General features: G+C 67.7%; 14 protein-coding genes. 7 read left to right on the top strand and 7 right to left on the bottom strand.

Annotated elements, in window-relative coordinates; all coding sequences use genetic code 11:
- Positions 1-8 precede the first annotated feature (8 nt).
- The gene (locus ACYRGX_RS02375; protein ID WP_473055017.1) at positions 9-560 is read right to left on the bottom strand and encodes a gamma carbonic anhydrase family protein; all 552 of its coding nucleotides are present in this window, start codon (positions 558-560) and stop codon (positions 9-11) included.
- A 130-nt stretch (positions 561-690) separates the two neighbouring features.
- Between ACYRGX_RS02375 and prlC the strand changes: the two genes are divergently transcribed.
- The 3 genes from prlC to ACYRGX_RS02360 are packed head-to-tail and all read left to right on the top strand — an operon-like array spanning position 691 to position 3,772.
- Complete coding sequence (prlC, locus tag ACYRGX_RS02370; protein ID WP_473055016.1) at positions 691-2,739, top strand: oligopeptidase A; 2,049 nt, start codon at positions 691-693, stop codon at positions 2,737-2,739.
- A complete protein-coding gene (locus ACYRGX_RS02365) occupies positions 2,739-2,996 on the top strand; it encodes a YheV family putative zinc ribbon protein (protein WP_473056617.1) in 258 nt (85 codons plus the stop codon). The genes prlC and ACYRGX_RS02365 overlap by 1 nt, the downstream gene beginning before the upstream one ends.
- Positions 2,996-3,772, top strand: coding sequence for a DUF1835 domain-containing protein (locus ACYRGX_RS02360; RefSeq protein ID WP_473055015.1), 777 nt, complete (start codon positions 2,996-2,998; stop codon positions 3,770-3,772). The genes ACYRGX_RS02365 and ACYRGX_RS02360 overlap by 1 nt, the downstream gene beginning before the upstream one ends.
- 52 nt (positions 3,773-3,824) lie before the next feature.
- Here the strand turns inward: ACYRGX_RS02360 and ACYRGX_RS02355 are convergent, their stop codons facing one another.
- The 5 genes from ACYRGX_RS02355 to ACYRGX_RS02335 all read right to left on the bottom strand — a co-directional run bounded on the left by ACYRGX_RS02355 (position 3,825) and on the right by ACYRGX_RS02335 (position 7,497).
- Positions 3,825-4,355 (bottom strand): DUF3299 domain-containing protein, encoded by a 531-nt coding sequence (locus ACYRGX_RS02355; RefSeq protein WP_473055014.1) that lies wholly within the window; start codon positions 4,353-4,355, stop codon positions 3,825-3,827.
- A gap of 48 nt (positions 4,356-4,403) precedes the next feature.
- Positions 4,404-4,652 carry a GlsB/YeaQ/YmgE family stress response membrane protein gene (locus tag ACYRGX_RS02350; RefSeq protein WP_473055013.1) on the bottom strand — a complete coding sequence of 83 codons (249 nt, stop codon included), beginning with the start codon at positions 4,650-4,652 and terminating at the stop codon, positions 4,404-4,406.
- A 77-nt stretch (positions 4,653-4,729) separates the two neighbouring features.
- Positions 4,730-5,284, bottom strand: coding sequence for an L-threonylcarbamoyladenylate synthase type 1 TsaC (tsaC, locus tag ACYRGX_RS02345; protein ID WP_473055012.1), 555 nt, complete (start codon positions 5,282-5,284; stop codon positions 4,730-4,732).
- A gap of 59 nt (positions 5,285-5,343) precedes the next feature.
- Complete coding sequence (dprA, locus tag ACYRGX_RS02340; protein ID WP_473055011.1) at positions 5,344-6,432, bottom strand: DNA-processing protein DprA; 1,089 nt, start codon at positions 6,430-6,432, stop codon at positions 5,344-5,346.
- 39 nt (positions 6,433-6,471) lie between these two features.
- Positions 6,472-7,497 (bottom strand): LysM peptidoglycan-binding domain-containing protein, encoded by a 1,026-nt coding sequence (locus tag ACYRGX_RS02335; protein WP_473055010.1) that lies wholly within the window; start codon positions 7,495-7,497, stop codon positions 6,472-6,474.
- Positions 7,498-7,632: 135 nt separating this feature from the next.
- Here ACYRGX_RS02335 and def point away from each other — a divergent pair, with 135 nt between their 5' ends.
- The 4 genes from def to trkA are packed head-to-tail and all read left to right on the top strand — an operon-like array spanning position 7,633 to position 11,825.
- On the top strand, positions 7,633-8,139 hold the full coding sequence (def, locus tag ACYRGX_RS02330; RefSeq protein ID WP_473055009.1) for a peptide deformylase: 507 nt from the start codon (positions 7,633-7,635) through the stop codon (positions 8,137-8,139).
- 39 nt (positions 8,140-8,178) lie between these two features.
- Complete coding sequence (fmt, locus tag ACYRGX_RS02325; protein WP_473056616.1) at positions 8,179-9,129, top strand: methionyl-tRNA formyltransferase; 951 nt, start codon at positions 8,179-8,181, stop codon at positions 9,127-9,129.
- Positions 9,126-10,442 carry a 16S rRNA (cytosine(967)-C(5))-methyltransferase RsmB gene (gene rsmB / locus ACYRGX_RS02320; RefSeq protein WP_473055008.1) on the top strand — a complete coding sequence of 439 codons (1,317 nt, stop codon included), beginning with the start codon at positions 9,126-9,128 and terminating at the stop codon, positions 10,440-10,442. The genes fmt and rsmB overlap by 4 nt, the downstream gene beginning before the upstream one ends.
- 9 nt (positions 10,443-10,451) lie before the next feature.
- Positions 10,452-11,825: a Trk system potassium transporter TrkA gene (trkA, locus tag ACYRGX_RS02315; RefSeq protein WP_473055007.1), complete on the top strand. Its 1,374-nt coding sequence runs from the start codon at positions 10,452-10,454 to the stop codon at positions 11,823-11,825.
- A 16-nt stretch (positions 11,826-11,841) separates the two neighbouring features.
- Here the strand turns inward: trkA and ACYRGX_RS02310 are convergent, their stop codons facing one another.
- Entirely contained in the window at positions 11,842-13,128 is a 1,287-nt protein-coding gene (locus ACYRGX_RS02310; protein ID WP_473055006.1) for an SLC13 family permease, read from the bottom strand.
- Between the last annotated feature and the right edge of the window lie 42 nt (positions 13,129-13,170).

Below are 13,170 nucleotides of genomic sequence, written 5' to 3'. Positions count from 1 at the left end.
CGGGCGGCTCAGCTGTCGGCGCGGTCGAAGCCCTCGGCCAGGTGCTGGTCCTTGAGCTTCACGTAGTTGCCGGCGCTGTAGGCGAAGAAGGCGCGCTCCTTGTCGTTGAGCGGGCGCGCCTGCTTCACCGGGCTGCCGACGTACAGGTAGCCGCTTTCCAGACGCTTGCCCGGCGGCACCAGGCTGCCGGCGGCGATCACCACCTCGTCCTCGACCACCGCGCCGTCCATGACGATGGCGCCCATGCCGACCAGTACGCGGTTGCCGATGCGGCAGCCGTGCAGCGTCACCTTGTGGCCGACGGTGACTTCTTCGCCGATCTCCAGTGGGTAACCGTCCGGGTTGAACGGCCCGGCGTGGGTGATGTGCAGCACGCTGCCGTCCTGGATGCTGCTGCGCGCACCGATGCGGATGTGGTGCATGTCGCCACGGATCACCGTCAGCGGCCAGACCGAGGCGTCGTCGCCCAGATGCACGTCGCCGATCACCACGGCCGTGGCGTCGACGAAGACCCGCGCGCCCAGTTGCGGCGTGTTCTGCTTGTAGCTGCGTATCGTCACGATAGAAACCTCGAAGGCTGCGTCAGGGGGCGATTGTAATAAGATGAGCGCAAGCCTGCCGGACCCATGTGCAGCTACCTGCCCATCGTCGCGGTCCGACTCCTGTATCCGAAGCGCAAGGTGCCTGCCCGTGACCACCGAGAATCCCCTGCTGGAAACCTTCGACCTGCCACCGTATTCGCGCATTCGTGCCGAGCACGTGGAACCTGCCATCGAGCAGCTCCTGGCCGATAACCGTGCCGCGTTGCAGCGCCTGCTGGCCGAGCAGGGCAGCGAGCCGACCTGGGAAGGCCTGGTGCTGCCCCTCGACGAGCTGGGTGCGCGCCTGGGTGCCGCCTGGGGGCCTGTCAGCCATCTCAATGCCGTGTGCAACGCCGCCGAGCTGCGCGATGCCTACCAGGCCTGCCTGCCCAAACTGTCCGAGTACTACACCGAGATGGGCCAGAACCGCGCCCTGTTCGAGGCCTACGAGCGTCTGGCGGCGAGCCCGGCGGTGGCCGGCTTCGACACCGCCCGCAAGACCATCCTGGAGCACAGCCTGCGCGACTTCCGCCTGTCCGGCATCGATCTGCCGGCCGAGCAGCAGCAGCGCTATGCGCAGATCCAGACGCGGCTGTCGGACCTCACCAGCCGCTTCTCCAACCAACTGCTCGACGCGACCCAGGCCTGGACCAAGCTGGTCGAGGACGAAGCCGCACTGGCCGGACTCACCGAGTCGGCCCGCGCGCAGATGCGCCAGGCCGCCGAGGCACGCGACCTGGATGGCTGGTTGATCACCCTGGAATTCCCCAGCTACTACGCGGTGATGACCTACGCCGATGACCGCGCCCTGCGCGAAGAGCTCTACGCGGCCTACAGCACCCGCGCCTCGGACCAGGGACCGAACGCCGGTGAGTTCGACAACGGCCCGCTGATGGAAGAGATCCTCGACCTGCGCCAGGAACTGGCGCGGCTGCTCGGCTACGCCAACTACGCGGAGCTGTCGCTGGCGACCAAGATGGCCGACTCCAGCGAGCAGGTGATCGGCTTCCTGCGGGACCTGGCGCAGCGCAGCAAGCCTGCCGCCGAGCAGGACCTGGCCGAGCTGCGTGCCTTCGCCGCCGAACAGGGCTGCGACGATCTGCAGAGCTGGGACGTCGGCTATTACGCGGAGAAGCTGCGCGAGCAGCGCTACGCCATTTCCCAGGAGCGCCTGCGCGTCTACTTCCCGGTGGACAAGGTGCTTTCCGGGCTGTTCGCCATCGTCGAGCGACTCTACGGCATCCAGATCGCGGAGCTCGAAGGCTTCGATGCCTGGCACCCCGACGTACGCCTGTTCGAGATCCGCGAGAACGGCGAACGCCTCGGACGCTTCTTCTTCGACCTCTACGCGCGTGCCAACAAGCGTGGCGGCGCCTGGATGGACGGCGCCCGCGACAAGCGTCGCGGTCTCGATGGCGCGCTGATCACCCCGGTCGCCAACCTGGTCTGCAACTTCACTCCGCCAGTGGGCGGCAAGCCGGCGCTGCTCACCCATGACGAGGTGACCACGCTGTTCCATGAGTTCGGCCACGGTCTGCATCACCTGCTCACGCGCATCGAGGAAGCCGGTGCCTCCGGCATCAACGGCGTGGCCTGGGATGCGGTGGAGCTGCCCAGCCAGTTCATGGAGAACTGGTGCTGGGAGCCCGAGGGCCTGGCGCTGATCTCCGGTCACTACCAGACCGGCGAGCCGCTGCCGGCGGACCTGCTGGAGAAGATGCTGGCGGCGAAGAACTTCCAGTCCGGGCTGATGATGGTGCGCCAGCTGGAGTTCTCCCTGTTCGACTTCGAACTGCATGCCAGCCACGGCGACGGGCGCAGCGTGCTGGACGTGCTCGAAGGCGTGCGCGAGCAGGTCTCGGTGATGCGTCCGCCGGCCTACAACCGCTTCCCCAATAGCTTCGCGCACATCTTCGCCGGCGGTTATGCGGCGGGTTACTACAGCTACAAGTGGGCCGAGGTGCTGTCCGCCGACGCCTTCTCCAAGTTCGAGGAAGAGGGCGTGCTCAACCCGCAGACCGGCCGTGCCTTCCGCGAGGCGATCCTCGCCCGGGGCGGCTCCCAGGAGCCGGCGGTGCTGTTCGCCGAGTTCCGCGGTCGCGAGCCGTCGATCGACGCGCTGCTGCGCCATCTGGGTCTCGATCAGGAGGCCGCGTGATGGTCGTCGCCCGCAAACGCTTCATCGCCGGTGCCGTGTGCCCGGCGTGCAGCGCCCAGGACACCATCCGCATGTGGGACGAGGACGGCGTGCCGCATCGCGAGTGCGCCGCCTGCGGCTATGCCGATACCCTGGATGCCCAGGGTAATTCGGTACCCAAAGAGCTGCCGACGCGGGTGGCGCATGACGCCAAACCGGTGGAGGCGAAGACCGTCACCGTGCAGTTCTATCCGAACCCCAAGCTGAAGAAGTCCTGATGAGCTTCCCGGCGCAGGCCCTGCATCTGGTGTGTGGCGACAATGCCGTGGCAGGCGTGCGAAAGGTCCTGGGCGAGGCCGCGCAGATCCGCGTGTTGCGTGACGATCTGGCGGTCGGTCCGTTGCTGGACGTCGACGCACCGCCCTGCGCGCACCGCCAGGCGTTCTGGACCGAGGTCTGGCCGGAGGCGTCGCTGCCGCCCCCGGACGTCGCCGGGCTCGCCGATGACGCGGCCTGGTTGGCCGGGCTCGACTCGCTCGCGGGCCCGCTGGTGGTCTGGCACGGCGACAGTTGCAGCGAGCAATTGCTGCTGGCGCGTGTCGCGGCGGCCGTGGAGGACGGCCCGACGCCGCTCTGGGGCGTCGCCTGCGGCAACGGCAGCTCGCGTGCCGGGCAGCGCATGGCCGTGGCCATGCACGCGCCGGAGGCCCTGGCACGGTTCGCCAGTCCGTTGCTCTTGAGTGGCGCTCAGGTGGCGGTTCTCGCCCGGCAATGGCGCGAGGTGCTGACCGAGAATGCCTGCATACGCCGCTGGCAGGGGGACGGATTCCTCGGCGAGGATTTCTCGACGATCGACGCCGAACTGCTCGACGCTTGTTCACGCCACCCGCGCCTGGCCAGGGCCATGGCCGACGTCATGGCGCATTGCGATGGCTTCTTCGCCACCGACCTGTTCCTCTACTGGCGCGCACGGGTGCTCGCCGGGCGTGGACAACTGCAACTGGCGGGCGAGCCTGCCGAGGGCTATGCCGGTATCGAGGTCGTAGCCGAGTAGGACCCATCCTACGAATTCGCACCTTCCACGCAGGCGCGGCCTTCGCGGTGATCTACAGGTCGTCCTCGGTCACCACCTTGAGCAGGTCGGCGTCCATGGCATACGCCGAGTCGGCGAGTTCGTTATCGGCGGCTTCTACCTTCAGCGTGCCGTCGGCCCACAGCGGCGCGTAGATATCGTCGATGCGCAGACCCTTGGGGTAACGCACCAGGACAATCTGGTTGGGGGGCGGTGGCGGCACATGGATGCAGGCGCCGGGGTAGGGCACCAGGAACAGCAGCGTGGTATTGCCGTGATTGTCGGTCTCCAGCGGTACCGGATAGCCGCCCAAGCGGACCACCCGGCCGTTCATCGACGGCACCGTCTTGGCGGAGTACATCACGGCCGGAAGGCCTTTCTGCTGCTTGAGCCCGCCCTTGTCGCTGAAACCCAGGGCCTCGGGGCTGTCGTGGCTGATCTCCGGCATGTCCTCCAGTGCCTGGCGATCCTCCGGCGGCATCAGCTCCAGCCAGTCGAGTTCGGCGGGAGCCGCGTGAGCGGCCAGGCTCAGACAGCACAGCAGGGACAGCAGGAATGTGCGCATGGAAGTTCCAGAGGGTGGGGCCGTCGGCGGCGGCCCCGGTAAGGGAGGTCAGCGTTTGCCGCGGACCATGCCGAAGATCACCAGCAGGATGATCGCACCGACGACCGCGCCGATGAAACCCGCCGCTTCGCCGGCTTCGTAGAAACCGATGGCCTGGCCGCCATAGGTTGCCAGCAGGGCGCCGCCGATACCCAGCAGGATGGTCATGATCCAGCCCATGCTGTCGTCGCCGGGCTTGAGGAAGCGCGCGACCAGGCCGACCAGCAGGCCGATGATGATGGTGCCAATGATGCCCATGTGTTTCCTCCAGGGTGCTCGAATGGGGCGTGGCAGAGAGGCCACGTCCTATCCGACCGCAGGAGTCGCGACACGGTTCAGCCGCCGCGCAGCACCTCGCCGCTGCGCAGGTCGCGGATCGTGCTGGGGCTGCGACGTCCGCCGAGAGCGCCGGCCAGCACCGCATCGAGCTGCCCGTGGAAGTACTGCTCGACACGCAGGCGGCTCATCGCCGACGGCCGCCCGGCGGGGTTCGCCGAGGTCGATACCAGGGGACCTGTGTGTGCGCAGAGCTGGCGCACCAACGGGTGGTCGCTGACCCGCAGGGCAACGCTGTCATGCTCGCCGGTGATCCATTCGGGCAGCCGGCCCTGGTGCGGTACCAGCCAGGTATTGGGCCCTGGCCAGGTGCTGGCCAGGCGCTCTATCCACAGGTCCGGCAGCTCGTCGAGGAGGAAGTCGAACTGCTCGATGTCGTCGGCGACGAGGATCAGGCCCTTGTGCATCGGCCGTTCCTTGAGTGCCAGCAGACGCAGGACCGCGGTCTCGTCCCAGGGGTCGCAGCCCAGGCCCCAGACGCCTTCGGTGGGATAGGCGATGACGCCGCCGCAGCGTACCGCCTCTGCCACCCGTCGAACCTGCCAGTCGCTCATGCCGCCCCTCCCGTCTTGGAAAACGCGCGCAGTGTAGCCCTCTCTCCGCGCGGCACGCATCACATGCGCGCGAACCAGCACCCGGCCTGGCACGCGGCGAGACCGTCCAGCTCCAGTTCGGTGAGGCTGGCGAGCACGCTGGGCAACGGTTGTCCGCTGCTTTGCGCCAGGCTCTCGGCACTTTGCGGCGCGGCGCAGAGCAGCGCCAGCAGCGGGTGTTCGGCGTTGGCGCCGGTTGCCTCGGCGCTCGGCGTGCCGGAGGACTGCCAGCCGCGCAGATTGGGCAGGATGTCGTCAATGCTCTCGACCAGTTGCGCGCCTTCGCGGATCAACTGGTGGCAGCCGCGGGCGCCGGGGTGGTGGATCGAGCCGGGAATCGCGAAGACCTCGCGACCCTGCTCGGCGGCGAGCCGGGCGGTGATCAAGGAACCGCTGGACGGACTCGCCTCGACCACCAGCACGCCCAGCGAAAGGCCGCTGATCAGCCGATTGCGACGGGGGAAGTTGGCTGGCACCGGTGGACAGTCCAGCGGTAGCTCGGAGACCAGCGCGCCTCCGCCCTCCAGGATCGCGGTGGCCAGGCCCCGGTGGCGTTGCGGGTAGAGCCGCTGCAGGCCGGTGCCGAGCACCGCGACGGTCAGCCCGCCAGCATCCAGTGCGCCCTGGTGGGCGGCGCCGTCGATACCCAGTGCCAGGCCACTGGTGACCACGAATCCACCGCCTGCGAGGCTGCGGGCGAAGCGTCGGGCGCTCTCTAGCCCCGGCGGACTGGCGCGACGGCTGCCGACGACGGCCAACTGCGGCCGCTCGAGGATCTCCGCGCATCCGGCGACGAACAGCAGCGGCGGGGCGTCGGGCAGCTCGGCGAGCAAGGCCGGGTAGTTGTCCTCGTCGCTGCACAGCAGGTGCTGGCCGGGTGTCTCCAGCCAGGCCAGCGTGGCCGCGGCGCGCTCGCGGATGTCGGGCGTGCGGCGGGCTTCGGCGCAGACGCTAGGCAAGCCCAACGCACGCCAGGCGGAGGCCGGCGCGGCGAGCGCCGAGCTGGCATCGGCGAAGGCCTGCAGGAGGCGGCGGTAGCGCCGCGGGCCCATCCCGGGAATCAGGTGCAGGCGCAGGCGCGCTTCGAGTTCGGCAGGGGAGTGGGGCATCCGATCGTCCGTGATCAGAGGGGTTGGGCGCCGTTGACGCTAGGGATTCTTCACCTTGTCGAGCAACTCCAGTTGCCGCGTCGCCGCGAGCACCAGGCCGTAGCTGAGCTTCTCGTAGGTGCGGAACACCATCAGCAGGCCGGCGCGCTCGTCGGGGACCTTCACCTGCTCGCCGGTGATGCGGTCGCGCACGGTTTCGCCGGTCTTGTAGACCGCCAGCACGTTGCCCTCGACCAGGCCGTCGCGGCGCCCCTTGTTCAGCGTCACCACGTCGAACTGGCCGACCTGGCTGACCCCGCGGGGTACGTCGAGAATCACGCCGTTCACGTCCTCCAGCGGCTCGCTGGGCAGGAAGGTGGAGTTGACCGCGCGCTGCTCGGTGGGGAAAAGACGGTCGCCAATGCGCGCTTCCTGGGTCGAACGGGTCAGCTCCAGGGTGGCGATATCGCCTTCGAGCGCCTGCATCTGCGCGGTGCCGACGTCATCGGCGTTGATGCCTAGGAAGTCGCCGGTGTCCGGGTCCACGTAGCTGCGGCCCTGGCGGAAGATGCCGTAGACCGGCTGCGCATCGTCGAAGGTGCCGCGTGCGTAGATGCGGTCGCCGGCGCCACTGATCACCCGCTCGGCGTTGCCGGCGAGGACGTAGGGCGCCGTCTTGAACTCTTCCGCATCGTCGATGATGCGGTTGGAGAGCAGGAAGCTGTTGATGGTGCTCAGCGGGATGGTCGGGATCGCCTCGGCGATCGGCGTGGTGCGGATCTGCGGCGACAGCTTGATGGTGCCGCGACTGGCACCGCGTTCGAGGCGGATGCGCGGCTGGCCATCGATGTACACCAGCGACAGCGTGTCGCCGGGGTAGATCAGGTGGGGATTCTCGATCTGCGGGTTGGCCTGCCAGATCTGTGGCCACTCCCAGGGTTCGGCGAGAAACTTGCCGGCGATGTCCCAGAGGGTGTCACCTCGCACCACCGTGTAGCGGTCTGGGTGATCCTGTCGCAGGCGTACATCGGCCTGTGCCAGCCCGCAGAGGCCGAGCAGCAGCAGGACGAGTAGTGATTTCCTCATGCCATGAATCCCTTTATCATGTCCGTCGAAACCGCCTGAAACCCGCCCCCGGCGGGCATTTCGGGGGCTTGTGCGAGCTGCCGACCATCTTAGCAGCGCTTCTCGAATTTGTTCCATAACGCATCACAAAGACCTATGGCGATCCTGACCATCCTCGAATTCCCCGATCCGCGCCTGCGCACCATCGCCAAGCCCGTGGAGGCTGTCGACGACGCCCTGCGCCAGTTGATCGACGACATGTTCGAGACCATGTACGACGCGCCCGGCATCGGCCTCGCCGCGACCCAGGTCAACGTGCACAAGCGCGTGGTGGTGATGGACCTGTCCGAGGACAAGAGTGATCCGCTGGTGTTCATCAACCCGGAGTTCGAAACGCTCACCGACGAGATGGACCAGTATCAGGAAGGCTGCCTGTCCGTGCCGGGTTTCTACGAGAACGTCGACCGTCCGCAGAAGGTGCGCATCAAGGCGCTCGGGCGTGACGGCGAGCCCTTCGAGATGGTCGCCGAAGGCCTGCTGGCGGTGTGCATCCAGCACGAGTGCGATCACCTCAACGGCAAGTTGTTCGTCGACTACCTGTCCAGCCTCAAGCGCGACCGGATCAAGAAGAAGCTGGAAAAACAGCACCGCCAACGCGCCTGACCGCCCTTTTCCGAAGGCTTGCATCGCAAGCCTTCTTGCATTCTGGAGCCTCCTGTTTTGCGCATCGTTTTCGCCGGTACCCCGGAATTCGCCGCCGTCCACCTGCAAGCCCTGCTCGATGCCGGGTTGACCCCGGTGGCCGTCTACACCCAGCCCGATCGTCCCGCCGGGCGTGGGCAGAAACTCATGCCCAGTCCGGTCAAACGCCTGGCCGTCGAGCATGCCATTCCGGTGCTGCAGCCGCAGACCCTGCGCGCCACCGAGGCCCAGGCGGAGCTCGCCGCGCTGCAGCCCGACCTGCTACTGGTGGTCGCCTACGGCCTGATCCTGCCCCAGGCGGTGCTCGACATCCCGCGCCTGGGCTGCGTCAACAGCCACGCCTCGCTGCTGCCGCGCTGGCGCGGCGCGGCGCCCATCCAGCGCGCCATCGAAGTCGGCGACGCGGAGAGTGGCGTCACCGTGATGCGCATGGAGGCCGGGCTGGACACCGGCCCGATGTTGCTCAAGGAAACCACGGCCATCGCCGCCGACGACACCGGTGGCAGCCTGCACGACCGCCTGGCCACGCTGGGCGCCGCGGCGCTGGTCGAAGCGGTGGCGGGCCTCGCCGAAGGTCGCCTGGTCGACGAGGTGCAGGACGACGCCCTGGCCACCTACGCGCACAAGCTGAGCAAGGACGAGGCGCGCCTGGACTGGAGCCAACCGGCGGCGCTGCTGGAGCGGCGCATCCGTGCGTTCGATCCCTGGCCGGTGTGCCACAGCACCCTGGGCGGTGAGACGCTGAAGGTCTACGCCGCGCAGCTCGCCGAGGGACAGGGCGCGCCCGGAACGATCCTCGAGGCCAGCCGTGAGGGCCTGCGGGTCGCCTGTGGCGACGGCGCCCTGTGCCTGACCCGTGTGCAATTGCCCGGCGGCAAGCCGCTGGACTTCGCCGACCTGTTCAACAGCCGTCGCGAGCGCTTCGTCGCCGGCCAGGTACTCGGCGAATGAATCCACGCCTGGCAGCCGCCCGCGCGTTGGCCGCGGTGCTCGACGGCAAGGCTTCCCTCGGCGGCAGCCTGCCGCCGCTGTTGGACAAGGTAGCGCCGCGCGATCGCGGCCTGACCCAGGAGCTGGCCTTCGGTGCGGCGCGCTGGCAGCCGCGCCTCGCGGCGCTCGCCGAGCGTCTGCTGCAGAAGCCGTTCAAGGCGTCCGAGCGGGACGTCGATGCGCTGCTGCTGGTCGGCCTGTACCAGCTGTTCCATACGCGCATTCCGGCGCACGCCGCGATCGGCGAGACGGTTGGCGCCGCCGCCGCGCTGAAGAAGCCCTGGGCCAAAGGCCTGCTCAATGCCGTGCTGCGCCGTGCCCAGCGCGAAGGCGAGACGCTTTTCGTCGAGCTGGAGCGCGATCCGGTGGTGCGCACCGCCCATCCGCGCTGGTTGCAGAAGACCCTCAAGCAGTTCTGGCCGGAACAGTGGGAAGCGATTTGCGCGGCCAACAACGCCCATCCGCCGATGATCCTGCGCGTCAATCGCCGCCAGGTGACGCGCGACGTCTACCTGGATGAGCTGCGCAGCGCCGGTATCGCTGCCGAGCCCTGCCGCTACGCCGAAGACGGCATTCGTCTGCTGCAGGCCTGCGACGTGAACCTGCTGCCGGGCTTCGCCGAGGGTCGCGTCAGCGTGCAGGACGAAGCGGCCCAGCTGGCCGCCGGGCTGCTCGAACTGGCGCCCGGCCAGCGCGTGCTGGATGCCTGCGCAGCGCCCGGCGGCAAGACCTGCCACCTGCTCGAACGCGAACCGGCACTGGCCGAGGTGCTGGCCCTGGACGCCGACGCCGGCCGCCTGGCGCGGGTTCGCGAGAACCTTGCGCGGCTGCAACTGGACGCCAGTCTGTGCGCCGCCGACGGCCGTGACCTGGGCGCCTGGTGGGACGGCAAGCCGTTCGCGCGGATCCTGCTCGATGCGCCCTGTTCGGCCACCGGGGTGATTCGCCGCCATCCGGAAATCCGCCTGACCCGCAAGGCCGAGGACATCGCCGAACTCGCCCGCCTGCAGGGCGAGCTGCTCGATGCGCTGTGGCAGACCCTGGAGGTCGGCGGCATCCTGCTCTACGCCACCTGCTCGGTGCTGCCGACCGAGAACAGCGAGAACATCGCCGCCTTCCTCGCGCGCACCCCCGGCGCCCGTGAACTGGACCTGGGCAGCGCCTTCGGCGTCGCCCAGGCGCACGGCCGCCAGTTGCTGCCGCAGGACGATGGGCACGACGGCTTCTACTATGCCAAGCTGATGAAAATCGCCGCGGCGCCCGCCCGCGGATAAGGAGTTCGGGTGAAGATCATCATCCTCGGTGCCGGCCAGGTCGGCGGCACCCTCGCCGAGCATCTGGCCAGCGAGGCCAACGACATCACCGTGGTCGATACCGACGGCGATCGCCTGCGTGACCTGGGCGATCGCCTGGACATCCGCACCATCCAGGGCCGTGGCTCGTTCCCCACGGTGCTGCGCCAGGCCGGTGCCGACGACGCCGACATGCTGGTGGCGGTGACCAACTCGGACGAGACCAACATGGTCGCCTGCCAGGTCGCCTTCACCCTGTTCCATACGCCGACCAAGATCGCCCGTGTGCGCGAGTCGGCGTACCTGACCCGCAGCGGCCTGTTCGACAACGAGGCGATCCCGGTGGACGTGTTGATCAGCCCCGAGCAGCTGGTCACCAACTACATCAAGCGGCTGATCGAATACCCCGGTGCGCTGCAGGTCATCGACTTCGCCGACGGCAAGGCGCAACTGGTGGCGGTGCGCGCCTACTACGGCGGCCCGCTGGTCGGCCAGCAGCTCAAGCAGATTCGCGAGCACATGCCCAACGTGGATACCCGGGTGGCGGCGATCTTCCGCCGCAACCGGCCGATTCCGCCGCGCGGCGACACCGTCATCGAGGCCGACGACGAGGTGTTCTTCATCGCGGCCAAGGCGCACCTGCGTGCGGTGATGAGCGAAATGCGGCGGCTCGAGGAGAGCTATCGGCGGGTGGTCATCGCCGGTGGCGGCAATATCGGCGAACGCCTCGCCGAAGCCATCGAGAGCCGCTACCAGGTGAAGATCATCGAGCGCAACGCCGCCCGTTGCCGGCACCTCTCCGACAGCCTGGACAGCACCGTGGTGCTGCACGGCAGCGCCTCGGACAAGGACCTGCTGATGGAGGAGAACATCAGCGACGCGGACATCTTCCTCGCCCTGACCAACGACGACGAGGCCAACATCATGTCCTCGCTGCTGGCCAAGCGCCTGGGCGCGCGCAAGGTGATGACCATCATCAACAACCCCGCCTACGTGGACCTGGTGGAAGGTGGCGAGATCGACATCGCCATCAGCCCGCAACTCGCCACCATCGGTTCGCTGCTGTCCCACGTGCGCCGTGGCGACATCGTCAGCGCGCACTCGCTGCGCCGCGGCGCCGCCGAGGTGATCGAGGTGATCGCCCACGGCGACTCGCGTTCGAGCAAGGTGGTGGGGCGCATGGTCGACGAGATCAGCCTGCCCGGCGGCACCAGCATCGGCGCCATCGTGCGCGACGAAGAGGTGCTGATCGCCCACGGCGACACGCTGATCGAGTCCGGCGACCACGTCATCCTGTTCCTGGTCGACAAGAAGTACATCCGCGACATCGAGCGGATGTTCCAGGCCGGACTGACGTTCTTCTAAGCGGCGGACGGGTCGCTCAGCCGAGCAGCCCGAGGAACACCAGCAGCAGTATGCAGGACACGCCGATGAACGGCAGCGACAGCAGTTGGAAGAACAGCCGCCCGCGTTCCGCTTCGCTCTGTACGCCGGCCAGCGCGAGCGCGCCTGCGGAAGAGAAGGGCGAGAACCCGGTCATCGAGGCGCACAGCATGATCACTGCCAGCAGCAGTGTCTCGCTGGTGCCGGTCTGTGCCGCCAGGCTCGGCGCCATGGGGAAGAGCGTGGGCATAACCACCCCAAGTGTGCTCGAGAAAAAGCTCATCAGGCTCGCGGAGATACCCGTCGCGTAGGGCACGTTGGTAGCGCTGACATGGGTCGCCAACCACTGTGACAGTGCGCCGATGGTCCCGGCCTTCACTGCCACGGCGATGAGCATGCCCATGCCGCAGAGCAGCACGATGATCGTCCATGGCACCTTGGCCAGCGCATCCTTCTCGTTGCCGACGCGCAGCACCAGCGCCAGGACGATACCGATGATCGAGACGAAGGTGGCATCCATCCGCGAGGCGATGGTGCCCAGCAGCGTGACCGAGGGTAGGACTGCAGCGAGCACGCTCGGCAGCACGATGGCGGAGATCACCCCGAGGATCAGCACCAGCGTCCTGCGCTGCGCCGGATCGAGCGGTTCCGGCGGCTCGCTGTCCAAGTGGCGGGTGCGGTAGCCCTTGAGCAGCACGTAGGCGGCGATGAACATCGCCGTGTTGATCAGGAACGCATCGATCAGCAGCACGTGCGTGTGGCTCGCTGCGGTCGCGATGTCGTAGCCGGCGTTCTCGAGGATGCCCTGGGTAACCCGGCCGCCCATGCTGATGGGCACGAAGGTGGTGGCCATGCCGCCGCAGACGACGATGATCGCCCCCAGCACCCGGCTCATCCCGGTACGCGCCGCGACCGACATAACCAGCGGGGAGAGGAACACGAATACCGCGTAGTGTCCCGGTCCTACCCCAGAAATCAGCATGACCAGGCCATACAGGGCGAAAGGGATCATCGCCGGCATGCGCCGTGCCATGTACACAGTGCGGTGGGCGATCTTGTCCAGCGTGCCGTTGCTGATGGCGAAGCCGAAGAAGAAGGTGATGGCGAATATGATGAAGAACAGATTGATCGGCCAGAAGCCGAGCAGAACCTTGCTGCTCAGGCCCATCATCAGCACCGCGATGACGTAAGCGAAGCCCATCGCGAGGAGACCGATGTTGATGTTCAGCCAGTAGCCGATGCCGATGGATGACAGGATGGCGAGGATGATAATGATCGTCAGCACGAACGAGTGCTCCCGTATTGTTATTGGAATGGGTGAATTGTC

It is taken from the genome of Pseudomonas sp. R4-15 (genome assembly GCF_055768815.1).
Note: the sequence above shows the minus strand (reverse complement) of the source record. Positions and strands in the feature narration are given on the sequence as shown.